22 protein-coding genes are annotated in these 23,150 nt (G+C 40.7%); 6 read left to right on the top strand and 16 right to left on the bottom strand.

Translation table 11 applies throughout. The annotated features are described in order from the left end of the window. Positions 1 to 113: 113 nt before the first annotated feature. Complete coding sequence (purB, locus tag FUA25_RS00455; protein ID WP_147754935.1) at positions 114 to 1,541, bottom strand: adenylosuccinate lyase; 1,428 nt, start codon at positions 1,539 to 1,541, stop codon at positions 114 to 116. 158 nt (positions 1,542 to 1,699) lie between these two features. Next, positions 1,700 to 3,214 carry an FMN-binding glutamate synthase family protein gene (locus tag FUA25_RS00450; protein ID WP_147754934.1) on the bottom strand — a complete coding sequence of 505 codons (1,515 nt, stop codon included), beginning with the start codon at positions 3,212 to 3,214 and terminating at the stop codon, positions 1,700 to 1,702. 187 nt (positions 3,215 to 3,401) lie between these two features. Here FUA25_RS00450 and FUA25_RS00445 point away from each other — a divergent pair, with 187 nt between their 5' ends. The 3 genes from FUA25_RS00445 to FUA25_RS00435 all read left to right on the top strand — a co-directional run bounded on the left by FUA25_RS00445 (position 3,402) and on the right by FUA25_RS00435 (position 5,376). Next, positions 3,402 to 4,091: a DUF4197 family protein gene (locus tag FUA25_RS00445; protein WP_228411610.1), complete on the top strand. Its 690-nt coding sequence runs from the start codon at positions 3,402 to 3,404 to the stop codon at positions 4,089 to 4,091. 65 nt (positions 4,092 to 4,156) lie between these two features. After that, entirely contained in the window at positions 4,157 to 4,465 is a 309-nt protein-coding gene (locus tag FUA25_RS00440; protein WP_185146626.1) for a DUF493 domain-containing protein, read from the top strand. 17 nt (positions 4,466 to 4,482) lie between these two features. Further along, on the top strand, positions 4,483 to 5,376 hold the full coding sequence (locus FUA25_RS00435) for a TIGR01777 family oxidoreductase (protein WP_185146625.1): 894 nt from the start codon (positions 4,483 to 4,485) through the stop codon (positions 5,374 to 5,376). A 9-nt stretch (positions 5,377 to 5,385) separates the two neighbouring features. Here the strand turns inward: FUA25_RS00435 and FUA25_RS00430 are convergent, their stop codons facing one another. From FUA25_RS00430 to FUA25_RS00410, 5 genes are all read right to left on the bottom strand, one after another. Next, positions 5,386 to 5,733 carry an arsenate reductase family protein gene (locus FUA25_RS00430; protein WP_147754932.1) on the bottom strand — a complete coding sequence of 116 codons (348 nt, stop codon included), beginning with the start codon at positions 5,731 to 5,733 and terminating at the stop codon, positions 5,386 to 5,388. A gap of 182 nt (positions 5,734 to 5,915) precedes the next feature. Further along, positions 5,916 to 6,530 (bottom strand): deoxynucleoside kinase, encoded by a 615-nt coding sequence (locus FUA25_RS00425; RefSeq protein ID WP_147754931.1) that lies wholly within the window; start codon positions 6,528 to 6,530, stop codon positions 5,916 to 5,918. A 97-nt stretch (positions 6,531 to 6,627) separates the two neighbouring features. Then, a complete protein-coding gene (locus FUA25_RS00420; RefSeq protein WP_147754930.1) occupies positions 6,628 to 7,398 on the bottom strand; it encodes a hypothetical protein in 771 nt (256 codons plus the stop codon). 60 nt (positions 7,399 to 7,458) lie between these two features. Then, a complete protein-coding gene (locus tag FUA25_RS00415; RefSeq protein WP_147754929.1) occupies positions 7,459 to 8,481 on the bottom strand; it encodes a glutaminyl-peptide cyclotransferase in 1,023 nt (340 codons plus the stop codon). Positions 8,482 to 8,629: 148 nt separating this feature from the next. Beyond that, a complete protein-coding gene (locus FUA25_RS00410; RefSeq protein WP_147754928.1) occupies positions 8,630 to 9,061 on the bottom strand; it encodes an SRPBCC family protein in 432 nt (143 codons plus the stop codon). 181 nt (positions 9,062 to 9,242) lie between these two features. Here FUA25_RS00410 and FUA25_RS00405 point away from each other — a divergent pair, with 181 nt between their 5' ends. The 3 genes from FUA25_RS00405 to pcaF all read left to right on the top strand — a co-directional run bounded on the left by FUA25_RS00405 (position 9,243) and on the right by pcaF (position 12,709). Continuing rightward, entirely contained in the window at positions 9,243 to 10,340 is a 1,098-nt protein-coding gene (locus FUA25_RS00405) for an MBL fold metallo-hydrolase (protein ID WP_228411609.1), read from the top strand. A gap of 79 nt (positions 10,341 to 10,419) precedes the next feature. Then, positions 10,420 to 11,424 (top strand): alpha/beta fold hydrolase, encoded by a 1,005-nt coding sequence (locus FUA25_RS00400; RefSeq protein WP_147754926.1) that lies wholly within the window; start codon positions 10,420 to 10,422, stop codon positions 11,422 to 11,424. Positions 11,425 to 11,494: 70 nt separating this feature from the next. Then, positions 11,495 to 12,709, top strand: a complete 1,215-nt coding sequence (pcaF, locus tag FUA25_RS00395) for a 3-oxoadipyl-CoA thiolase (RefSeq protein ID WP_147754925.1) — start codon at positions 11,495 to 11,497, stop codon at positions 12,707 to 12,709. Positions 12,710 to 12,756: 47 nt separating this feature from the next. Here pcaF and FUA25_RS00390 read toward each other — a convergent pair whose 3' ends face one another. The 9 genes from FUA25_RS00390 to FUA25_RS00350 all read right to left on the bottom strand — a co-directional run bounded on the left by FUA25_RS00390 (position 12,757) and on the right by FUA25_RS00350 (position 23,094). Then, complete coding sequence (locus FUA25_RS00390; protein ID WP_147754924.1) at positions 12,757 to 13,512, bottom strand: SDR family NAD(P)-dependent oxidoreductase; 756 nt, start codon at positions 13,510 to 13,512, stop codon at positions 12,757 to 12,759. A 21-nt stretch (positions 13,513 to 13,533) separates the two neighbouring features. Continuing rightward, positions 13,534 to 13,950, bottom strand: a complete 417-nt coding sequence (locus tag FUA25_RS00385) for a DUF1801 domain-containing protein (protein WP_147754923.1) — start codon at positions 13,948 to 13,950, stop codon at positions 13,534 to 13,536. Positions 13,951 to 14,184: 234 nt separating this feature from the next. Next, positions 14,185 to 14,634 carry a VOC family protein gene (locus FUA25_RS00380; RefSeq protein WP_147754922.1) on the bottom strand — a complete coding sequence of 150 codons (450 nt, stop codon included), beginning with the start codon at positions 14,632 to 14,634 and terminating at the stop codon, positions 14,185 to 14,187. A 45-nt stretch (positions 14,635 to 14,679) separates the two neighbouring features. After that, positions 14,680 to 15,222 (bottom strand): SRPBCC family protein, encoded by a 543-nt coding sequence (locus FUA25_RS00375; protein WP_147754921.1) that lies wholly within the window; start codon positions 15,220 to 15,222, stop codon positions 14,680 to 14,682. A 24-nt stretch (positions 15,223 to 15,246) separates the two neighbouring features. Continuing rightward, a complete protein-coding gene (locus tag FUA25_RS00370; protein ID WP_147754920.1) occupies positions 15,247 to 15,705 on the bottom strand; it encodes a GNAT family N-acetyltransferase in 459 nt (152 codons plus the stop codon). Positions 15,706 to 15,707: 2 nt separating this feature from the next. Next, positions 15,708 to 16,079, bottom strand: a complete 372-nt coding sequence (locus FUA25_RS00365) for a VOC family protein (protein WP_147754919.1) — start codon at positions 16,077 to 16,079, stop codon at positions 15,708 to 15,710. Positions 16,080 to 16,084: 5 nt separating this feature from the next. Then, positions 16,085 to 16,489 carry a hypothetical protein gene (locus FUA25_RS00360; protein ID WP_147754918.1) on the bottom strand — a complete coding sequence of 135 codons (405 nt, stop codon included), beginning with the start codon at positions 16,487 to 16,489 and terminating at the stop codon, positions 16,085 to 16,087. A gap of 90 nt (positions 16,490 to 16,579) precedes the next feature. Further along, a complete protein-coding gene (locus tag FUA25_RS00355) occupies positions 16,580 to 17,035 on the bottom strand; it encodes a DUF1569 domain-containing protein (protein ID WP_147754917.1) in 456 nt (151 codons plus the stop codon). A 137-nt stretch (positions 17,036 to 17,172) separates the two neighbouring features. Then, positions 17,173 to 23,094 carry an alpha-2-macroglobulin family protein gene (locus FUA25_RS00350; protein WP_147754916.1) on the bottom strand — a complete coding sequence of 1,974 codons (5,922 nt, stop codon included), beginning with the start codon at positions 23,092 to 23,094 and terminating at the stop codon, positions 17,173 to 17,175. Positions 23,095 to 23,150: the final 56 nt, after the last annotated feature.

Below are 23,150 nucleotides of genomic sequence, written 5' to 3'. Positions count from 1 at the left end.
GGCTTTTAAGATTATAAAATTCAGGCGCAAGCCTATTTAATTGATAAAGAAAAAATTTTGAAGATCCGCTTTAAACAAAGTAATAAATGCAGTCAAAAAGACTGCATTTAAATTTATACTTTAAGGTCAGCTTTCAGGCCGATTAAGTCAGCGTATTTGTCTAAAATCGGCTGTACTTCGTTATGGATGAATTCTTCAGTCTGAATGGGTGCAAACCCAATGAAATTTTTCGGGTCCAGAACTTCCATCAGTTTTGATTTGTCCATTTTAAGGGAAGAATCATTTAAAATCCTTTCCAAGAGATCATTTTCCTTGCCATCTTCCTTCACTTTTCTGGAAGCTTCCATGGAATGAACGCGGATGATTTCGTGAATCTCCTGACGGTCGCCGCCAGCTTTCACTTCTTCCATGATGATGTATTCGGTCGCCATAAAGGGAAGTTCCTCCATGATGTGTTTCTGGATGCGGTTTTCGTACACCACAATTCCGTTCATGATGTTGTTCCAGATCAGCAGGATGGCATCAACTGCCAGAAAAGACTGCGGGATCGTCAACCGTTTGTTCGCCGAATCATCCAGAGTTCTTTCAAACCATTGCGTGGCAGCGACCATTGCTGAACTTGAAGAAAGCGACATCACAAATTTTGCAAGTGCGCCGATTCTCTCGGAACGCATTGGATTTCTTTTATAGGCCATTGCCGAGGAACCGATCTGGTTTTTCTCGAAGGGTTCTTCAATTTCCTTTAAATTCTGTAAAAGTCTTAAATCATTAGTAAATTTATGAGCCGACTGCGCGATATTGGAGAGGAGTGCCATCACCTTCGCATCGATTTTCCGGTCATATGTCTGTCCTGAAACCCCAAAAACCTTATCAAAACCAAAACGTTTTGAAAGTTCCTGATCCAGGTGTTTCACTTTGGAATAATCGCCGTTAAAAAGCTCAAGAAAACTTGCAGCGGTACCCGTAGTGCCTTTTACGCCTCTGAATCGTAATGTTTCGATAAAAAATTCAAGTTCTTCAAAGTCAAGGATTAAAGACTGCAGCCACAATGTTGCGCGTTTGCCCACGGTCGTGAGCTGAGCCGGCTGATAGTGGGTAAAACCAAGTGTCGGTAAATCTTTGTAGCGGATTGCAAAATCCGAAAGATCTTTGATGACATTCACCAAATGTTTTCTTAAAATCAACAGTCCGTCACGGATTTGGATTAAATCGGTATTATCGCCTACAAAAGCTGAAGTGGCACCCAAATGAATGATTCCTTTGGCCAAAGGCGCATCGTCGCCATAGGTATGAACATGCGCCATAACATCGTGGCGGAATTTCTTCTCGTATCCAGCTGCCTTTTCATAATCGATGTTATCGGCATTTGCTTTTAACTGGGCAATTTGTTCGTCAGAAATATCAAGACCCAGATCCTTTTCGATTTCTGCGAGCGCAATCCACAATTTGCGCCAGTTTCTGAATTTGTTGTTAGGAGAAAAATTATAGAGCATTTCCTCACTTGAATAACGTTCTTCAAGAGGATTTTTGTAGGAATTCATTCTGTCTTTCTTTTTACTTTTACTGTTACAAAAATAAGAATTTTTTAAGAGTTGAAGGGACCGGATTACAAAATAAAACTAAAAAAACAGCATTTACCTTCATCCAACCTCCAACTAAAAGATCGTTACCACTATTTATATCGTAAATTGGTAATTATTTAGAGAGCCTTGTGTCTTACGCTTCCCAAAATATCCGGGAAATAAACATCAGAAAGATGTTCAAACTCATCGCCTCTCATGAACATACTTGCATCCACTTCTTCATAAGAACTTCTGCCGGCAGCAGCAATGAGTTCATTACATGTGCGAAGCGTATTTTTATGAAAATGGTAAACGCGTTCACTTTTATCGGTAACATCAAGGCCTTTTATCAGCATTTTGTCCTGCGTAGCGACTCCGGTCGGACAGTTATTGGTGTCGCATCTCAGCGCCTGAATACAGCCGAGCGCAAACATAAAGCCGCGCGCATTGTTGCACATATCTGCGCCCATTGCTACGGCACGGAGAATATCCAGGGAAGTCAGTACTTTACCACTTGCAATCACCCGAAGTTTTTCCCGGAGATTAAAATTTTTCAAAGTTCTGTTTACGAAAATCAAAGCGGGTTCCAGCGGCATACCCACTCCATCTGAAAATTCCGGCGGCGCGGCTCCGGTTCCGCCTTCAGCACCGTCAACGGTAATAAAATCGGGATAAATTTTCAGTAAATTCATCTGCACGCAGATGTCTTCAAATTCCTTTGTATCACCAATGCAGAGTTTAAACCCAACCGGTTTTCCACCGGACAGTTCACGCAATTCCTGAACAAAATGCAGCAGTCCAGCAGCATCTGAAAAAGAAGAATGCGAAGGCGGGGAAATAATGGTCAATCCCGGCTGTACGTGACGGATCGCTGCGATTTCCGGGGTATTTTTCGGTCCCGGCAAAACGCCGCCGTGACCGGGTTTTGCGCCCTGTGAAAGTTTAATTTCAATCATTTTAACAATTGGAAGGGTGGCATTTTTCTTGAAAATTTCCGGAGAGAATTTTCCATGCTCGTCTCTGCAGCCAAAATAGCCAGTCCCGATCTGCCAGCATAAATCGCCCCCTTCAAGATGATAGGAAGAAATACCTCCCTCGCCGGTATTGTGGTAAAAACGGCCTTTTTTAGCGCCTCTGTTCAGGGACATTTGAGCGCGGTCGCTCAAGGAACCAAAGCTCATTGCTGAAATATTAAATAAAGAAGCGTGGTATTTCTGCGTGCACTGTTCTCCACCCACCCAAACGCGAGGCAAATCCTCTTCTGGCGACTTCGCGTAGATGGAATGTTTGATGCCTTCGTATTTTCGTTGGTTCAATTCCAATTGGGTTCCGAACGGAACGGTATCGCTCAGATTTTTGGCTCTCCGGTATACTGCCGATCGCTGATTTCGCGGAAATGGTTTTCCGTCTGTCTCTCTTTCAATAAAATACTGTTGCATTTCAGGGGAAATACTTTCAAAAAAATAACGTAAATATCCTAAAACAGGGAAATTCCTGAGAATAGCATGTTTGGTCTGAAAGCAGTTATAAATTCCCAGTGCATAAATGCCGGTCAGTAAAACAGGAATCCAGTAATAGGTTTTTAAGAGCAAAGAAATAGCCCAAACGGAAATAAGAATGATCGCTCCCCACCTGATGAATTTGTCTCTCATTATAAAAATATTTAAGATTGACCTCCAAATTTAGGGATAATAAACCGGCAAAAAAAACCGTCGTTACTCAGAAGTATTCTTATAAATATAGAAATGCATCCCTTAAAATTCAGAAATCACATAAAATGCAGTTATTTCGCTTTGGCTTGATATTTGAGAAAACAAACCGTTAACTTTACAAGATAAAATGATGACAAAAAATACAATAATAGTTGCCGCAATGTCTGTAGCAACCCTTGCTACCACTACCCAATCGTGTATGGCAGTAGCTACTTCAAACATTGGAATGACCATCCTGAAGCAGATTCTTCTTGGTGGAATTACAAAAGGTTTAAATATCTTCAGTGATAAAAATAGTTTCCTGGCCAATCAGCTGATTGAGGCAGCAATGCCACAACAACTGAAAAGCCTGAATTCCACACTGGAAAAAATCGGTTTATCGAGCCTGGTACAGAAAGAAAAAGAATATATCGCACAGGCAGCAGCCTTTACGGTTGAAACTTCCCGCCCAATCCTCATCAATGCAGTGAACAATCTGAGCGCGGCAGATGTCGGAAGGATCGTTCAGGGCGGAAGCGGTGCAGCAACCCAGCTTTTGAGAGAACGAACTTCACAGCAGCTTATGTCGGCTATTGCCCCGAAAGTTGAGGCAAAACTTAACGAATTTGGTATTGTAAAAACCCTGAACAGCGCTTTGTCCGGTTCAAGTATGCTGGGAACGCTTTTGGGCGGACAGAATTCTTCAAGTTCAGTTACCGGTAACATCAGTCGGTTTGCTTCTGAACAAATGGTGAACGGGCTCTTTAACATCATCCAAAACCACGAGCAGCAAAACAGCACGAAAATTTTAGATGCGCTCAAAGGACAGGCTCTTTAAAATAAATCAACAAATCTAATTTCCGGCATAAACCCGGAATTTTTCAATTTTTAAAAATTTCTACAATGATTAATATTATAGATGATCAAAAAGATTTGAATCCTGATGAATTTTATGCGTCGTTAAAGGAAAAACTCGAAGACACGCATGATTTTCCTGAAGATTATCTTTTTAAATTCATCATTACAAACGAAGAATCAAAACATACTGAAATTTACAGAGTTTTTGATGATATTAAATTCACCTTAACCACTAAAGAAAGCAAAAACGGAAAATATACTTCGCTGAGCATGAACGCCTTTGTTCTGGATGCCGATCAGGTAATCAGAATTTATAAGGAAGTAGGAGCCATTCAGGGAGTGATGATGCTTTAATGTTTAAAACTCGATTAATGAATATCTTAATTACCGGCGGAACCGGATTAATAGGTAAAGCCCTGGTAAAAAAACTGCGTGAAAACCAGCACAATGTTCGCGTCTTAACAAGAAAAAAAACCGATCAAACTGACGAGTTTTACTGGAATCCGGAGAAAGAATTTATTGATGACAAAGCTTTTGAAAATCTTGATTCCATCATTCATTTGGCCGGCGCGAATATCAGCGGGCGGTGGACGGAAGATTACAAAAAAGAACTTTTTTCGAGCCGCATCGGTACCGCTGATTTACTTCGATCTTACTGCAAAAAGCATGCGGTGAGCTTAAAATCATTTATTTCTGCTTCGGGAATCAACTTTTATGGGACCTTCACTTCTGATCAAATATTAGATGAAAATTCAGGAGTTGTTCATGACGATTTTCTTGCTGACCTTTGTGAAAAATGGGAAAATGCAGCCGACGAATTTTCACCGCTTGCTGAAAGAATCGTGTGTTTACGGACTGCGATGGTTTTGGCGAAAGAGGATGGCGCTTTTCCGAAACTTAAAAAAACGGTGGATTTCAATCTGGGTGCACCGGTAAGTTCCGGAAAACAGTGGATGAACTGGATTCATCTCGATGATCTTGTAAACATGTATGTTTTTGCGGTAGAAAATGAACGGATGGAAGGAAAATTCAATGCAGTGGCCGATGAAGTTCCAAATAACGAAATGTTTATGAAAACTTTAGCTGAAGTTTCCGGTAAACCTTTTCTGCCCCTCAACGTTCCGGCTTTCGTCATGAAACTGGCTTTTGGGGAAATGAGTTCAATTATTCTGGAAGGAACGCGTGCGACCAACAAAAAAATCAAATCACTGGGATTTGATTATACATATTCTGAATTGAGAAAAGCAGTCGAAAATTTGGTGTGAGACCAAAGTCTAATTATCAATAAAAAATTTCACATTTTCAACCGGCCTTCCGACCATTGCTACGGAGCCTTTAATAAGGATCGGACGCTGAATGAGTGAAGGATTTTCAACCAAAACTTTGATCCACTCATCTTCAGACAATTCCTTTCCGGCAAATTTTTCTTTATAGAGATCATCTCCTGTCCGGATAATTCCATCCACCTTAAGATTCAGTTTTTTAAGAAGTGTTTTCAACTCAATTTCTGAAAGCGGATTCTCAATGATGTCGATAATTTCAAAATGAATATTATTTTCATCAAGATGTTCCAGAATGGCCCTTGATTTTGAACACGAATTATTATGGAGAACTTTAATCATTGTCTAGGTTTTGTTTTTTAAACGGTCTAGTATTTCCCGTGTAATTTTCAAATTTTCATTCGAATTTTTAAGCATTTTGATAAGCCAATAAATCAAAAACACCAGCGGAACCAGGTACAAAACGAGCAAGATCAGAAGTTGAGGTGAGCCTATTGCCAACATATTATTCATGATTAAAGATTTTAAAATAAACCGTGCATTGCCGTTTCGATACGCTCTAAAATATGCCCGAAATCTTCAGGCCGGTCTACGAAATCCAGATCATCCACTTCAATAATCAGCAGTTTACCTTCTGCATATTCCGAGATCCATTTTTCGTATTTATGGTTAAGTTTAGAGAGATAATCAATGCTGATGGTAGCTTCATATTCCCTTCCGCGTTTGTAAATCTTCTTTACCAGATTCGGTACATCGGATTTCAGGTAGATCAGCAAATCCGGTGCCGAAACGAAACTTTTCATGAGATTAAAGACCGATGCATAGTTATTGAAATCGCGGTCAGTTAACAAATTCATTTCGTTCAGATTTTCCGCGAAAATATGTGCATCTTCATAAATGGTTCTGTCCTGAATGATGTTTTTCCCGCTTTCACGGATTTCCTTGACCTGTCGGAACCGGCTTCCCAGAAAATAAATCTGAAGCGCAAAACTCCATTTGCTCATGTCGGCATAAAAATCCTCCAGATAAGGGTTGTGATCCACGTCCTCAAATTGGGCATCCCAACCGTAATGTTTTGCCAGCATGGTGGTTAGCGTGGTCTTTCCAGCGCCGATATTTCCTGTTACCGCAATGTGCATCTGAGTTTTTGTTTAAATTTTTCGGTTAAATTGAATGAAAAGCTCCATCAAAGATTTCAGGTGTGCAAAAGTTCTGAAAATCGCTGGAATTAGATTCTTAAGGGTTCTTTTCGATGGGGTAAAGATAAAGTTTGTTGTCTTTGATAACAAAATAAGAAGCCGAGTTTTTATCCACAATCTGCGAATCCGGAACTCTGAACTGCGGCTGAAGATTATTGCCAGTAAACCTAAAAACACCTCTTTCGGAAGTCATCAGAATATGTTCATTTTCCCGGCGCAGTCTTCGGCCCCCTGTAAAGGCAGTTTCAAAGATCTTTTCTGAATTGAGGGCGTAAACCGTGAAATATTCTTTGGTGAGCACATAAACCCTGTTTTCAAAAACAAGAAAATCTGTGAGTTTTTCAAAATCAATATCAAATGGAAAAGAATTTACAGTTCTGTTATCCCTGAAATTATACTGAATCAGGCGTTTTGTGCTTTCATCGAGGAGCGAGAGCTGCTGCAGATCCTCGGCATACACGAGTTTGATGAAGCCAAATTTCTGCCGGAAGTTCACGGTCTGGATTTCATTCAGGTTCTGGTCATAAAATTTCAGCTCCTGCGCGTTTTCAGAAAAAGCTGGAATATTCAAAGGGTTCTGCACCGACTGTATCCTGAAAGGCAACGTAAGCATCAGTTTTCCTTTCTGGTTTCCAACCGAATCATATTTGGTGAAACTAAAATCCTTGCTTTTATAGAGGTAGATATTTCCGTAATCGTCGGCAAAAATGTCCTTTGCCTCTTTAATCTGCAGAGAATCAAAAGAGATATTCTTCTGCGCCGGAAGCGTGCAGAACAGCAGGACAAATATAATGTTGAGGAGTTTCATTCTTCAGTCAAATATAAAAAAAAATGACGCTGTTAAAACGTCATTATATTGAGTCTGAATTTATTTAATGGTAACTTCATAAATCTTCGGCCAGTTTTTACCTGTAACCAACATATTGTCACCTTTGAAGGCAATTCCGTTCAGAACATCATCATTCCCGGTCGTGTGCTGTTTCGCAATTTCAGAAAAGTCAAATTTCCCTACCACTTCCCCGTTTGCAGGATCTATTTTAAGAATAATGGGCTTCTGCCATACATTTGCATAAATAAATCCTCGGTGGTATTCAAGTTCATTGAGTTGGTCGTACGCTGTAGAATTTCCGGCTACCGAAATATACCGCACCATTTTGGACGGATCGTTTACGTCCAGAAAGTAAATATTTTTTGTTCCGTCTGAAAGAATAAGATTTTTACCGTCATATGTTAGGCCCCATCCTTCACCGATAATATTGGGATATGCAAATTCATTAAGTAATTTCAAAGAACTTTTATCATATACAAAGCCTTTTTTGTTTTGCCAGGTGAGCTGATAAATTTTATCGCCCACAATCGTGCTTCCTTCTGAAAAAACATCCTGCGGCTGAAGGGTGGAAGCGATTGGAACTGTACTTCCGAGTGTATATTTTAAAATCTGAGAAGAGCCGTTCTGCCCGTCGGATTCATAAACGGTATTGCCTTCCAGCTGAAAACCCTGCACAAAGTTTTTCGGATTGTGTGGATATTCCTGCACCATCTCATAAGTGAGGTTTGCTTCTGGATTTTTTGCAAAAACATTGATTGTAGCGTCCTGAGTCAAGATTTCTCCGCTCTTTTTTTTGATGTTGAAGGTCACGGGATTGTCGCCGAGTGTGAAAAATTTTGGATCTACAACAAGTTCCGAAGTTTCTTTATCTCCAAAACTGATGGAAACGGATTCCGCATTTTCAGTTACTTCTTTCGGAAGGACTAGTGCATCACCAAAATGGTAACCTTTGCTTTCCATGGAAGTGTTGTATTCATTTAAAGAGTTGAGGATCTCTTTATCTTTGTTGCAGGAAGCTAAAAAAGTCAGAGCCAAAAGCCCGATCAGAAAAGATTTTTTCATCCGTTTTTTTTACAAAACTACAAATTAAGGCGCAATATTATCTCATAATACAAAATTTATCCGCAGTCTTGTATTTATCAAAAACGCACTCCAATAAAAACTGAACTTTCGCCGATTTGGAATTATGAATTTTAGCCGGCCAGCTAATTTACTTTGATTTTTCAATAAAATCCTTTAAACTTTCACCGATAATGGCATTCCAGCCGTTTGTAAAACTTTCCTTCTGAAAATCTTTCCCGAGATGGCTGAAATTCTCGAGGCCTTTATGGGTCAGTGTAAGGAGCGTGTCCGTTCCTTCCGGTTCCAGTTCCCATTTCACGATGCTTTTTTCTTTTGAAAATTCAGGATAAGACCAGGTGTGCTTGAACTTGCGCTGCGGGATCACTTCCAGAATTTCGCCGTGGTGGTGGTATTTGTTTGCGCCGCCGGGTTCATAAAAATTAAACTGGTTATGGAGGGCCAGTTCAAAATCCGGAATGTCAAAATACCATAATTTCATTTGGTCTCTGTCGGTTAAAGCTGTCCATACTTTTTCTAACGGTGCTTTAATCTTTTGTTTGATGACAACATTCTCGTGCATAATCAGGATTTTTAAGTGGAATAAAGTTAAGATTATTTTCACTTTTCTTCCAATTATTCCCTTTATTTTTTATCTTTTCCAAATATGTTTTAATTTGCCTGTTTTAAAGGAAATTCAACGCACGAACGTCAGACCTATCATCAACCCATTCAAATCCAGGATGAAAATTTTAAAAATAACAATGATCACATTAATTCTCATTACAGCGGTTCTCGTCGCGTTCACCTTTCTTTTTATGCAGCAGCCTCAATTCGGAAAGGCGCCGTCCGGAAAACGTCTGGAGCGAATCCTGAAATCACCGCATTATAAAGACGGGAAGTTCAACAATATAAATCCCACGCCACAACTCGCCGAAGATACCAGCATGCCTGAAGTGATGTTCCGTTTCCTGTTCGGAAAAAAGCAAAAACAAAGACCACAGGAGCGCTTCAACTTCATTAAAACCGAATTGAAACAGCTTGATGCGAAAGAAAATGCATATATCTGGATGGGCCATTCTAGCTATTTCATGCAGATCGACGGAAAAAAAATTCTGGTAGACCCGGTTTTCAGCGGTCATGCTTCTCCGCTGTCCTTCATCACCAAAGCATTTCCCGGAACCGACCTCTACACAGCGGATGATTTTCCCGAACTGGATTATCTGATTATTACCCATGATCACTGGGACCATCTGGATTATGAAACCGTAAAAAGACTGAAACCGAAAGTAAAACAGGTCATCACTGGCTTGGGAACAGCCGAACATCTGGAATACTGGAATTACGACCCGAAAAAAATCATCGAACTCGATTGGGGCGAAAATTCTGATTTGGGAAATGGTTTCAAGGTCTATTGCGAAACGGCAAGGCATTTTTCCGGACGTGGATTCAAACGCGATCAGGCGATTTGGGCTAGTTTTGTTTTCGAAACGCCGCAAAGGAAGATTTACATCGGTGGAGATTCGGGTTTTGATGATCATTGCGAAAAAATAGGCAACCGTCACGGCGGTTTTGATCTGGTAATTCTGGAAAACGGTCAGTATAACAAAGACTGGAAATACATCCACATGCTCCCGGAAGAATTTTTTACAGCTACGAAAAACCTTAAAGCCAAAAGAGTGATTGCCGTGCACAATTCCAAATTTGCATTGGCCTTACATCCTTGGAACGAACCTTTGGAAAAAATTTCTCAGTTGAATGAAAAGGAAAAACAGCGCCTCATCACCCCCAAAATCGGTGAAAAAACAAATTGGGAAGACGATGCAAAGCAATATGAAAAATGGTGGAGAACGTATAATTGAGGTGTGGATCCAGGGTCATCAATTCAGCAAAGCTTCCTTCCACAAAAATAGTTTTTGTATTTTTGAGAAAATCGAAAAAATGAGATTAAGCAAATTCGTCAGCATACTTTTTATTTTATGCGCTGTTTTTTTCAGCGCTCAGGATCTTTCCAAACTTCAGCCGCTGGATGCTGAACTGACTACAGTAAAATATCCTTTTCCGGTGCAGTTTCAAAACCTGAAAAGCCAGGGTCAGGATCTGAAAATGGCTTATATGGATGTGAAACCGCAAAAACCGAACGGCAAAACCATCGTTCTTCTTCATGGGAAAAATTTTAACGGGTATTATTTCGAACAGTTGGCTAAAGTCCTTCAGAAGGAAGGTTTTAGGGTGATTATTCCGGATCAGATCGGTTTCGGAAAATCTTCAAAACCCAAACAGTATCAGTTCAGTTTTCAGCAGCTGGCCGAAAACACAAAATCAATTCTGGATGGTCTGAAAATCGACCGGTTTATGATTCTCGGCCATTCCATGGGCGGAATGCTGGCCACCAAAATGGCAGTGATGTATCCTGAAAATGTAGAAAAGCTGGTTCTCGCCAATCCAATCGGACTCGAAGATTACCGTAAATTCTCACCTTATCAGAATATTGATAAACAGTATGCTTCGGAACTTAAAAACACCTACGATTCCTACAAAGCGTATCAGCTGAAATTTTATTACGACGGAAAATGGAAACCGGAATACGACAAATGGCTGAACCTTCTTGCTGGCTGGACAGTTTCTGAAGATTTCCCGATTACCGCCTGGAACGCTGCACTGACTTCAGATATGATTTACACACAGCCTGTTGTTGAGGATTTCGAAAAAATAGCAACCCCGACTCTGCTGATCATCGGAACGCGGGACCGAACCGCTATCGGAAAGGCAAATGCCCCGAAAGAAATGCAACCGCTCATGGGACTTTACCAAAATCTCGGAAAAGAGACCCACAAAAAAATTAAAAACTCAAAACTGGTGGAACTGGAAAATGTAGGGCATTCGCCGCATATTGAAGTCTTCGACCGATTCATTAAACCTTTACTGGCTTTTATAAATGAATAATCCTCATATAAGACTTCCTTTTCGGAAGTCTTTTTTATTTTCTTAAATTTACACCCATTAAAAACAAAGAATGAAAAACGCCTATATTATTGACGGAACACGCTCTGCTATTGGAAATTTCAAAGGCAGCCTAGCTGCTGTGAGAACGGATGATTTAATGGCTTCGGTAATAGAAAGTCTGATTAAAAAAAATCCCGACCTGCCTTTAGATAAAATTGATGATGTGATTATCGGATGTGCCAACCAGGCCGGAGAAGACAACCGGAATGTAGCAAGAATGGCACTGCTTCTGGCCGGACTTCCAACGAGTGTTCCGGGAGAAACGGTAAACCGGCTCTGTGCTTCGGGAATGAGTACTATTGCACAGGCGATGAGAGCCATCAAAGCCGGAGAAGGCGACCTTTTTATCGCAGGCGGCGTGGAAGGAATGTCGAGAGCACCTTTTGTAATTTCAAAGGCTGAAAACGGATTTGCAACCGACCAGAAAATGTTTGATTCCAGTTTCGGATGGCGTTTCATCAATCCGAAAATGGAAAAAATGTACGGCGTGGAAGCCATGGGAAAAACCGCAGAAAATTTAGCAGAAATCTATAAAATCACCCGTGAAGAACAGGATGCGTTTGCCCTGAATTCCCAGATGAAAGCGAAAAAAGCGCAGGAATCCGGGCGGTTGGCAGAAGAAATTTCAGAAATTGTTATTCCACAAAGAAAGGGAGATGCAGTGGTTATCAGTAAAGATGAATTTATTAAGCCGAATTCCAGTTTGGAAATTTTAGGCAAGCTGAAACCCGCATTTTTAAAGGAAAACGGAACCGTGACCGCCGGAAATGCTTCCGGGCTGAACGACGGTGCTGCTGCCGTTATTATCGCATCCGATGAAGCGGTGCAAAATTATGGACTGAAACCTTTGGCAAAGATCGTAAGTTCAGCCGTTGTGGGCGTGGAACCCGGAATCATGGGAATTGGCCCGGTTGAAGCCACGAAACTTGCTTTAAAAAGAGCCAATCTTACTCTGGAAGATATCGGAATCATTGAACTGAATGAAGCATTTGCCGCTCAGAGCATTGCATGTTTAAAGGAACTCGGTATTGCGAGTGACGATGAAAGGGTGAATGTGAACGGCGGCGCGATTGCATTGGGCCATCCGCTTGGAATGAGCGGAACACGAATCACCTATTCTGCAGCTTTGGAATTGAAAAAAACCGGTAAAAAGTACGCACTCGCAACGATGTGTATCGGAGTCGGACAGGGTTATGCGGTAATTCTGGAAAACCCGAATATTTAAAAAATCATTTAAATAAAAAACTGCTGAGAATTTCAGCAGTTTTTGTTTTATAAATTCACGCCGCCGGAAACCTCAATCCGTTGTCCGTTGATCCATTTGGAATCGTCGGTGCAGAGAAATGCGACTACAGAACCGATATCTTCGGGAAGCCCTACTCTGCCAAGCGCCGTGCTTTCAGAAATATGCCTGTTAATCTGCTCATTATCGCGGACGGCACCGCCGCCAAAATCTGTTTCAATAGCTCCCGGGGCTACGGTGTTCACGCGGATCTGGCGTTTTCCCAGTTCCAGCGCCCAATATTTTGTAATGGTAGTAATGGCAGCCTTCAGACCGGCATACACGGAGTAGCCAACCATCGAAAATCTCGTTAATCCGGTTCCGATATTCACGATTCCGCCACCGTCGTTCATGTAAGTCAACATTTTCTGGGTAAGAAAATACGGACTTTTCAGATGAATGTTCATCAGGGTGTCAAAAGTTTTTTCTTCGGTTTCCCCCAAAACAGTCGGCAGGCCAATTCCAGCATTGTTGATGAGAAAATCGATTTTACGGCCTTCAAATTTTTCGTTTAAGACTTTCTGAAGATTGCCAAAAAACTCTTCAAAACCGTCCTGATGATCAACACTCAACTGGAGGAAGGCTGATTTCTGTCCGAGTTTTACTATTTCCTGCGCCACTTCTTCCGCTTCATCTGCTTTGGAGTTGTAGGTAAAAATAATATCGAGTCCTTTTTTCGCAAGATTCAGCGCCATATCTTTTCCCAACCCGCGGCTGGCTCCTGTTACCAATGCTAATTTGTTCATTTTAATTGTTTTTTTGAAGATTTATCCCCATTTTTCCTTTGTTGATTTCAGTGATTCGGTGATGAGATTTTCAAGGACATCCAGATTCAGATCATCGAGTTTCTTGAAGTAAATACAGGCTTTTCCCATCTTTATTTTTCCTAAATTTTTGGTCAATTCTGTCTGCTTTTCGGAATCGGAGTTGATGACATACAGTGAAAATTCAGCTTTTCTGGGAGAAAAACCAATGGCGCACATATCGCCTTCGTGTCCGCTGTCGTACTTATAATGATAGGATCCGAACCCGATGATCGAGGGACCCCACATCGTGGCTTTTTCGCCTGAAAGCCTTTCCATCATCCCGACCAGTTTCAGGGAATCTTCAATTTTTTTGGGATCAGACTGACGGATGAACTCTTCAACCTGAATTTCGGTGGGTTTTGTCTTGTTTTCTGCCATGATTTTATTTTGAAATAAAGTTAAAAAAACTGCGGGAAATATCCCACAGTTTTTGTTTCTACCATTATAAAAATGGAATTTCTAAGATTCCAAGACAATTTTTTAGCCCTGATTGTAGTGGAAATCCTTTTTTCTGGGTTTGAGCCCGCCTGCGGCGGGCCCAAACCCAGAAAAAGATTGTAACGGAAAGCAGGACCGCAAGTCGGAGCAGGACAAACCGCCCTGCTTCTGAAATTATTCATGTTTCATCTGAGACGGATCATCATAATTCACCATCCAGTTGATGCCAAATTTATCCGTCCACATCCCAAAATATGCACCCCAAAATGTATCTGCAAGCGGCATGGTCACTTTTCCGCCTTCAGAAAGTTCATTGAAAAGCCTTTCTGCTTCTTCGCGGGAATCGGTATTGAGTGAAAGGGAAATATTATTTCCTGCAACAAAGTGAGAGGCCCATTCGCCGCCGGTGTCGCTGCCCATCAGAACGGTTTCCTGGGAAATCGGAAGGGACACGTGCATAATTTTGTTTTTCTCGCTTTCTGAAAGCTGTTTTCCGTCTTCTGAGGATGGCATATCACCAAAACGTCCGATATACGGGAATTCTCCGCCGAAAACCGATTTGTAGAAAGTGAAAGCTTCTTCGCAGTTGCCGTTAAATGTTAAGTACGCATTTACCTGTGCCATAATTTAGTTTTTTAATAGATTTTTTGTTATTTAATTCATGCCTATTTACGGCTTTTCTGATATTTTTTTAAGCTTCTGAAGGCCCAAAGTATAGTCTTTACCCACTGCATCATCCAGATTCATGAATAATTTCATGATGGTGAAAGGATACGGAATTTCACTTGTAAAACCCCAGGTGACTTTGCTTCCCGATGCTTCAGGAACCACTGTGATGTAGCCTTTTGCCTCGCTTTCGTAAGGAGTGAGGAATTTAAGATCTGCATCGATTCTTTTATTCTGATGGTCAATTGTGGAAAGAGTCTGACACCCGTTCCCTAAGTCTTTAACATTACTTTCCCAACATTCTTTCGCTCCAACCGTACCGTCAATTCCGGTAAAAGTTTTTCTGAGATTCGGGTCTTTTTCATTCCAAGGACTCCATTGGTCCATTGCTTTGAGGGAATTTACATTTCCCCACACTTTTTCAGCAGGCGCATTGATCGAAATTGATTTTTCGTACTTGCAGTCCCCGGAAATAAATGCTGCAACAATCAGCCAGATAGCAATAATGGCTGCTAAAACGATCAGGACAGTTTTTAAAATTTTCATGATTTAAATATTTAAAATTATATGCTAAATATGAAGTTCCATTTTAATATTGCACCGTTCGTAAGGCGTTTCCTCATCAACCGGAATTTCCCGGAAGCCGAATTTTTCATACATTTTCAGGGCAGGTTTTAAGCTGCGGTTCGAGAGTAAGATCAACTTCGCGCCGCCTAGTTTTCTGCCTTCTGCGATGCAATGCTCCATCAGAAGATTGCCGATTCCCATACCCTTAAATTCATCAGTAACGGCCATCTTTGCAAGTTCATAAACATCATGTTCCTTCAGTAAAGAAGCGGTGCCGACAATTCTGTTGCCTACTTTTGCAAAATAAATTTTTCCGCCTTTTTCCAGGATTTCAGATTCGGGATTTGAAAGCTGATGTTCATCAAAAGGTTCCACCACAAAATATTTCTGAAGCCATTCCACATTCAGATTTTTGAAATCTTCGCGGTACTTCGGATCAAAATCGATGATTTCTGGTTTCATTTTCAACGGTGCTGATCCAGCATGATTACATTTCCGTCCGGATCTTTCAACAGAATATGTTCCGGCCCGGTGGTAGCATCATCGGCTTCTTTGTCGAGTTTCAAACCATTTTCCTTGAGTATTTTCTGAATTTCGCGGACATCCTCGAACTCATCCAGATTTTTTGCATCCTGGCCCCAACCCGGGTTGAAGGTAAGGATATTGTCTTTAAACATTCCCTGAAACAAACCGATCACGGTACTTCCGTTCCTCAGGATCAGCCAGTTCTGTTCAATATTTCCGCCCATGGTTTCGAATCCTAAATTTTCATAAAATTCTTTTGAGGCATGAATGTCCTTTACATTCAGGCTTACTGAAAATGCTCCTAAATTCATAAATATCAGTTATAATTATTTTTCAATGCCAGTCTGTATCCCACTAAAACCAGTCCCCAGGATGCGATTCCGAGAATCCAGAACCAAATCGGGGAAGGAATAATTACCATCATATAAACGGAAATCAGTAGAAATACCGCTCCAATGATCAAGGCATAAATTTTCTTTCCGTCATTGGCGATCTTGGTGGAAACAAATCCGCCGGTAAATGCACCTGCTGCGTAAGCGAGGATGACAAAAAATATGGCCATAAACGGTGCCGATTCGGCATATTTTTTAAAGGTTTCCGGATCATTCGGATCTGCTCCTGAGGGTAACGGATACACATAATGTCCCAATTGCTCTACAAGACCCACCACCAACGCGGTGGCAACAAGCCCGGCCAAAACTGCGAGTATTTTTCTTACCATAATTATAGATTTTAAAGTTGTTTTGAGTTTAATGAGCGGTTATATACGAAAAGCTAAAGTGCTGTAAAAAAAATTGCTTTTTAATAAAGTTTAAACTCCAAACTGTTCCAAGTGGTGATTCAGGTGTTTTGCCAGCATATTGTTCCATTCCTGTGCGGTAAGTTTTCCGAATGAATGCGACATTTTTCCGTCGAATGATTCCCTTCCCAACTGTTGGGTTTTTTGGATAAAACCGATCAGTCGTTTCTTTTCTTCTTCAAAATTCCGGTTTCCTTTAATGATGAACATTGGGCCCGTTGGCAAACTGGGTTTGTATGGAATTTCGTTCACTGTTTTACTTTTCACAAAGTTCTTCAGCAAAAATCCTGCGATGAAACCAGGCTTCGGATGTTTTTCCGGTTCGTAGATGGTCTCATACGCTACATTCATGTGCGCCAAAACCTGATCAACGGTCATTTTTCCCCATTTTCTCTGGGTTTCCGGTGTCAGTTTGTTGATTCTATCGATGTAATTCTGAGCCTCTTTAGCGTCGAAAACGTTCTGCATGGTTAAAATTTTTAATGTGTAACAAATATAATATTTTTTCAATCCTTCTTCAAGAGATTTAACATGGAATTTTTAAACAAAAAAACCGTTTTCAAAAATATTGAAAACGGTTTTTTTTATGATGAAATGGAGACGTTTTATTCCCCAATTGTAACCCTTGTTCCTATCGTATGCGCGTTCATCTGCGGCGCGTAATAGTTCTGCAAAGTGGTAATTCCGTTGCTGAACGTTCCGGACGCGTTGCACACGTAATCATATTCAAAAACATATTTGCCTTTCGGGATGTACTGAATGTAAAAATTCGTGGAAGCATCTTTGGTGGACTGATAATAGCCCAAACCATTCTTCCATTCGTAACCGGAGATCACATTCAGTGGCTCGAATCCTGCTGCGCGCATATCTTTCAAATGGATAAATTCCATATTCCTGTCGGTGTTCAAGATCATCCGGACCGTGACTTTGTCGCCGACTTTGAGCGGAGTTGATGAAGATATTTTCAGCAGTTCCTCGCCATTCACGGTTTTTACTTTTTTATAAAGTTCTTTTGTGATCGAAATGTAAGATTCGGAGGATTTTATTTTGTCCAGATCTTCATAGTATTGCCAGAAGAGTCCGCCCTGCACAATGCCAGGACCAGGTTTCGTAACCGTGACGGTTCCTAAATTCCGGTCGATCTCATCATTTTTAACGGAAGTCTTCACATACCCTGTTGCTTTTGTGTCCTGGTTTACAAGTTCTTTTCCGCCCCAGACAATTGTTGCTTTATCGCTGTCTGCGGTGGTCCATGATTTTCCGGAATTCAGGATTGTAAAGATCACTTCCGCCGTTCCGCGCGAACTTCCCCAGGAATTGACTTCTTTCTGTGTGATGAGCCAGATTTTCATTTCTTCAATAAAATTTGTGTCATTCGGCGTGAGTTTATTGAATGCTTCCAACGCGCCTGCGTGATTGACTGTTTTTGAAGAATACCATCCCCAGTCGTTCAGGTTCTGTTTCCAGTAAACACCCTGAGTTTCAGTATCGGTGGAGGTTTCTTTCAGATATGTCAGCAGTTTTTTGGAAAGGGTCGTGAGTTTGTAAGTATCGAAAAGCAATGCGGCGCGGTGCAAGCCAAAGAAAGTAAAATCTTTGATCTCTGCTTTCGGCGCTTTCTGGATAACCAAAGTCTTCAGCTGTGAACCTTTTCCTTTCAGCGGATACTGATTTTCCCAATAGTAGCGCGTATCCAGATAATCCAAAACGTAATTATTCCACACCTTTTCCGTCTTCACTTCCCAGTATTTATGAACTTCATTATCCACATAATTCACCAATTTTGAAACCATTTCTTTCTGTTCAGAAGACTGATAATCCACGGTATTTCCTTTCAGCCACTCATTGATTTTTCCAAGATTTTTGAGGATATACAGTGAAGAATAATACGAACTCGGATACCCTTGATACCACGAGAATCCACCGTCAGGATTCTGCAGTTTCTGCAGTTCGCTCCAATCGGATTGAAGTGAATTCCGCATGGTATTCGCATCAAACAGTCTTGCCAGCTTTTCCATCTGTTCTGTTTCATTTTTGCTGTCCAAAACCCAAGGCGTTTCTTCGAGTAAAAGCTGTTTCAGCTCCTGATTTTTTTCAAGGTTGGAAGTCAGTAAACCTTTGCTTTGATATTCTTCGAAAACTGTTTTCAGTTTCGGGTTCGCCTTAAAGATTTCGGACGCCAGAACATCCGCAAACCATTTATTGAAGACTACATCAGCAGAATTGTTCTGATCGTTTTTCAGGCTTGGCAATGCAAACATGATTTCCCAGATTGGATTCGTTGTGAGTTCCAGAGTATTGGCAACATTTGTCGCAGTTGCGGACGTGTTTTTCGCTAAATTTTCCAGAACGAAAGTTTTTGTCTGACCTTCTTTCACGAAAATCGGAACCGCATCGGTTACGAGCATTCTGTTCGGCAATACCGCGATGGCTTTTTGCTCACCATCAGAAAAACTGCCGGCTTTTGCAACGACTTTAATAATGATCGAGGAGACATCATTCGGTACTTTCAGTTTCCAGTTCACGACGGAATTTCCGTTTTCTGCAAGCGTGAATGATTTCTGCATTTCACTTACACTGAATTTTGCTGAAATATCTTCATTCGTAAAGGCATCAAGAATTTGGAGCATCGCAGAACCGTTAAGTTGCTGAGCCGTTAAGTTGCTGAGTTTCGACTGCAGGTTCAATTCATCACCTTCGCGCAGAAATCTCGGATAATTTGGTGTAACGGAAAATTCTTTCTGCGTTACGACTTCTTTTTCCAATGTTGCCGCTCTTGCATCTTTCGTATGCGCCAGGAACATGAGTTTCCACTGGGTTAAAGCTTCAGGTGAAGTAAATTCAAAGGTTACGTTTCCGTCTTTGTCCGTCAATAAATTTGGATAGAAAAACGCGGTTTCGTTTAGGTTTTGGCGGACAGGGATTTTTTCTAAATCTTCTTTTTTCTTATCATAACCTAATACTACTACCTCTTCAATATTTGCACTTTGTAAACTGTCTGTCATTTCCATTTTTGCAGATGACGATTTCCTTACCGACATTTCAACTTCTGAAGCAGTCACCATTCTAGGCTTTGGACAACCATTATACTGGTACAAACCAGGAACGGTTGGACAGGCATCCTCATAATCTGCAACTCCATCTCCATCATTGTCTGGCGCATTTGGATCTACAATCCGATACCTCTCCACTAAATTCTGAAAAAAACGACCATCTTTCCAATTAAAGTCAGGAATTTTGATGTCTTTCTCATTCAGATATGCAACGCGTTTGTTGTAATATTCCTGCTCCAGATCTTCACTGATGCCATAAGAATTCATCATGAAAAACTTCTGATACAGCTGCTGCCAAGTATACGTGTTCACCGCAAACTGATCCAAAGACATGTCGTACATATTGGCCAGAACTTCGGCGTTTACTTTTTCTTTGTCCTCTCCTAAAATCTTAACCGTCCATTTTTCTTTCGAGTTCGGCTGCAGTTTGTCTCGGAAGGTTACCGTTTCAATTCTTAAAGGTTTTTTATCGGATATAATTCTCACATTTACATTTTCTGTTTTCACATCGTTGAAGGCCACAATCTGAAACTGGACATTGATCTGGTCGATGCTTTCATCTTTCGGCAAGGCAAGTTCATATTCCAGAACGCCGTTTTTAATGCTTTTCTGCTCGGTCGTTGTTTCGCCGTTGCCGTTCTGGACATAAATATTGACCAACGCGTTCGGAATGGCGGAATAAACATAGATTTTTGCTCTCTCCGATCTTTTATATTCCATTTTAGGCTGAATGACTTTCAGGAAAGGCTTCTGCGTATCCACAAGAAATCTTTTGTCGAAAACTTCGAATGTTTCTTCCGTTTTAATCGTGTCTTTTCCTTCGATATTGTAGAGTTCCAATTTGTATTTTCCGGCGGTGAGTTTTCCCAGATCAAGAGATTCTTCATTGCGCTCCGCTCCATTCAGAATGACAGATTGCACTTTGTTTTCTTTTTCTTTTTTATCGAAATAATCGTGTGGGAATTTGGCAACGAATTCCTGTTTAGAGAGCTTTGGAAGGTCCTGAATTTCCTGCTCAAAATTGCTTCGGAAAATCCTTTCTTCAGGAACGAGTTTCGAAAGTTTTACTAGGTAGGATTTCTTCAGGTTCTGGTCGTTGTAGTTTTTGGTTTCGACTTTGATTTTGATGTTTTCATCGGTGAAAGTATCTTTCACCTTATCCGCTTTGATGTAATGTGAAACCGAAGCGACCTTCACATTCGTGGTTTCCGACTGGGTTTCCCCGTTGATATCGGTTACCGAAGCATTGATTTCATAATTATCGACCTGAACGCCATCGATTGTTTCATCCTGTTTAAGTTCCACTTTTATGGTAAATTCACCTTTACCATTGGTTTTCACATCGCCAAGAATCGAGTTTTCATTGTCGTTTCCGCGCGGATACCAGGAAAAGTACATCCAGCGGATATTGCGTTTTTTGATTTCATAATTGACGGTCGCATTGCTGAGCGGAACTCCTGAAAACATCATGGCCTTTCCTTTGATTTCAAGTATTTGCCCGTATTTGTATTCGCCTTTTACCGGTTCGAAAGTCACTTCGAATTTTGGACGTTTGTATTCTTCGACCTGGAAGGATTTATAGCTATCTATACCCGCTTCTTCGATTCGTACAGAAAAATTTCCATTTAATTTCCCCTGCGGCAAAATAAAATTTCCACTGAAACTTCCAAACTCATTCGTTGTAAAAGTTTGGGAAGAAATCTCTTGACCGTTTGTATCATACAGGATGATTTCTTGTTCATCTTTTATCAACAATTTTTCGTTTCCTGAATCTAATTGTGTTGAGATTACCTTAAAATAAACCATCTGACCAGGTCTATAGATCGCCCTATCAAGAAAAATTTGAGATTGTTTAGCGAAATCATTTCTTGGTTGCTCGTAGTAATTGTTTCCATACACCTGAATCAGGTTAAAATCATTCGTTTTTGGCTGCTGAACGAGGTAATAGCGGTAGTATTCTTTATCCGTAGAAGCAGGAAATTTAAAGTTTGCAGAAGCGTCAGTAGTTAACGGAAAATTATTCACGGTAGTTCCGCGTGAATATTCAAAGATCTTTAACCCTTCATTGGAAATGGATTTTCCGTTCTCACGGTTCACGAGCTTCAGTTGGTTTTCAATGGATTTTCGTTCGTCTTTTTTACTGTAAATCAGCCGCGACTGGGTTGCAATAAAATAGAAATGCTGCTGAACGGCATTTTCTACCACATATTCCACCATATAAATTCCGGATGGAAGCGGTTTTACTTCCAGCGAAGTCTTGTGGATTTTATAATCCTTTAAATCCTGAATTTCAAATGCTTCTTTCCGTACCAGTGTTTTCTTCACTGCCAAAAAAGTGTTCTTATCGTAGGAATTGGAAACGTATTTCAGGAAATTCTGAACATCGTCTTTCACTTCATAAATATTCAGAGAAAACTGCCGCACATTTTTCGCCTCCGCAACCAGATGAACCGGCAGATTCGCCTGGGTGTGACTTTCGAATTTAATCACCAAAGCGGGGCTTACAATCTGGTTTTCTCTGTTTTTAATATGATCTAAAAACTTCGATTTTGGATATTGTTTTGTAGCGGTTTCAGCCAGGGAAAGTGCTTCGGTAAATTTCTGTTCAGCCGAAAGTAAATCCATCATTTCAGCCATGATGAATACTTTGTAATCGCCCTCGGTGTTTGAATTCACAAGGTTCTGAAGCTGGGCAAAACGGTCTTTACAGTTCGAAAAAGTACAGGTATAACTCAGCTTCTGGTGCTGGAAATACAGTTTTGAATTTCCGCTGTTTTTAGTAATCAGTTCATCATAAATATTTACGATTTCCGGGTCGTTTGTTTTGAGTTCGTTTGGCGTAAACAATCCGTTATTTTTGAGGAATTCTATATGGTTTACTGCATTCCAGTCGAATAAAGTCGGGATATATCCCAAATCTTCGGTTTCTTCAAACACATCCTTGTATTTTGATAGCTGAATCTTCTGCAAATCTCCTTTTTTAGCTTCTAGATCCGCAAAATGTTTAGTCAGATAATTTTTAAAATCGAGTTTGCTCCAGGTTTCAATCTGCGCAAAATCCTGATTGTTGATGTTCGTTCGCCGGTTGATTTCCCATGCGTTCTGATCATAATAATCAATGAAGAATTTGCCGAGCAGCACGTCGTAAAGAAGTTTCTGTTCACCCTTCAAATTGCTTCCTACTGTCGACAGTTTTTTAAAAAAAAGGCTCGAAGCATTATTGTCGCCATCATCGCGCGTTTGGTTCACAATGCTGAATTCGGCTTTCAGAGAACGGATCAGCTGATTTGCGTTGTCTTCCTTCATGGCACGTTCCTGAATTTCCAGAATAATCGGCAGATTGGATTTATACAACCCTTTCTGATAATTATCCGCGACTTTTTTCCACTGGTCGTCGTAATATTTCTGTCCAAAAAGCTGAGAAAACACTGCAAAGAGTAGAAAAACGGCAAAAATTCCTTTAAAATTTTTCATAAAAGTTGATGATGGTTCATTGATAGGATGGCAAAACGATTTATTGGTTAAATTTG

Origin of the sequence: Chryseobacterium sp., from assembly GCF_008014695.1 — a bacterium.
Taxonomy (GTDB): domain Bacteria; phylum Bacteroidota; class Bacteroidia; order Flavobacteriales; family Weeksellaceae; genus Kaistella.
Note: the sequence above shows the minus strand (reverse complement) of the source record. Positions and strands in the feature narration are given on the sequence as shown.

Excerpts from the sequence above, each read along its gene's own strand:
- purB (WP_147754935.1), bottom strand. The coding sequence starts at position 1,541 with ATGAATTCCTACAAAAATCCTCTTGAAGAACGTTATTCAAGTGAGGAA.
- FUA25_RS00450 (WP_147754934.1), bottom strand. The coding sequence starts at position 3,214 with ATGAGAGACAAATTCATCAGGTGGGGAGCGATCATTCTTATTTCCGTT.
- FUA25_RS00445 (WP_228411610.1), top strand. The coding sequence starts at position 3,402 with ATGATGACAAAAAATACAATAATAGTTGCCGCAATGTCTGTAGCAACC.
- FUA25_RS00440 (WP_185146626.1), top strand. The coding sequence starts at position 4,157 with ATGATTAATATTATAGATGATCAAAAAGATTTGAATCCTGATGAATTT.
- FUA25_RS00435 (WP_185146625.1), top strand. The coding sequence starts at position 4,483 with ATGAATATCTTAATTACCGGCGGAACCGGATTAATAGGTAAAGCCCTG.
- FUA25_RS00430 (WP_147754932.1), bottom strand. The coding sequence starts at position 5,733 with ATGATTAAAGTTCTCCATAATAATTCGTGTTCAAAATCAAGGGCCATT.
- FUA25_RS00425 (WP_147754931.1), bottom strand. The coding sequence starts at position 6,530 with ATGCACATTGCGGTAACAGGAAATATCGGCGCTGGAAAGACCACGCTA.
- FUA25_RS00420 (WP_147754930.1), bottom strand. The coding sequence starts at position 7,398 with ATGAAACTCCTCAACATTATATTTGTCCTGCTGTTCTGCACGCTTCCG.
- FUA25_RS00415 (WP_147754929.1), bottom strand. The coding sequence starts at position 8,481 with ATGAAAAAATCTTTTCTGATCGGGCTTTTGGCTCTGACTTTTTTAGCT.
- FUA25_RS00410 (WP_147754928.1), bottom strand. The coding sequence starts at position 9,061 with ATGCACGAGAATGTTGTCATCAAACAAAAGATTAAAGCACCGTTAGAA.
- FUA25_RS00405 (WP_228411609.1), top strand. The coding sequence starts at position 9,243 with ATGATCACATTAATTCTCATTACAGCGGTTCTCGTCGCGTTCACCTTT.
- FUA25_RS00400 (WP_147754926.1), top strand. The coding sequence starts at position 10,420 with ATGAGATTAAGCAAATTCGTCAGCATACTTTTTATTTTATGCGCTGTT.
- pcaF (WP_147754925.1), top strand. The coding sequence starts at position 11,495 with ATGAAAAACGCCTATATTATTGACGGAACACGCTCTGCTATTGGAAAT.
- FUA25_RS00390 (WP_147754924.1), bottom strand. The coding sequence starts at position 13,512 with ATGAACAAATTAGCATTGGTAACAGGAGCCAGCCGCGGGTTGGGAAAA.
- FUA25_RS00385 (WP_147754923.1), bottom strand. The coding sequence starts at position 13,950 with ATGGCAGAAAACAAGACAAAACCCACCGAAATTCAGGTTGAAGAGTTC.
- FUA25_RS00380 (WP_147754922.1), bottom strand. The coding sequence starts at position 14,634 with ATGGCACAGGTAAATGCGTACTTAACATTTAACGGCAACTGCGAAGAA.
- FUA25_RS00375 (WP_147754921.1), bottom strand. The coding sequence starts at position 15,222 with ATGAAAATTTTAAAAACTGTCCTGATCGTTTTAGCAGCCATTATTGCT.
- FUA25_RS00370 (WP_147754920.1), bottom strand. The coding sequence starts at position 15,705 with ATGAAACCAGAAATCATCGATTTTGATCCGAAGTACCGCGAAGATTTC.
- FUA25_RS00365 (WP_147754919.1), bottom strand. The coding sequence starts at position 16,079 with ATGAATTTAGGAGCATTTTCAGTAAGCCTGAATGTAAAGGACATTCAT.
- FUA25_RS00360 (WP_147754918.1), bottom strand. The coding sequence starts at position 16,489 with ATGGTAAGAAAAATACTCGCAGTTTTGGCCGGGCTTGTTGCCACCGCG.
- FUA25_RS00355 (WP_147754917.1), bottom strand. The coding sequence starts at position 17,035 with ATGCAGAACGTTTTCGACGCTAAAGAGGCTCAGAATTACATCGATAGA.
- FUA25_RS00350 (WP_147754916.1), bottom strand. The coding sequence starts at position 23,094 with ATGAAAAATTTTAAAGGAATTTTTGCCGTTTTTCTACTCTTTGCAGTG.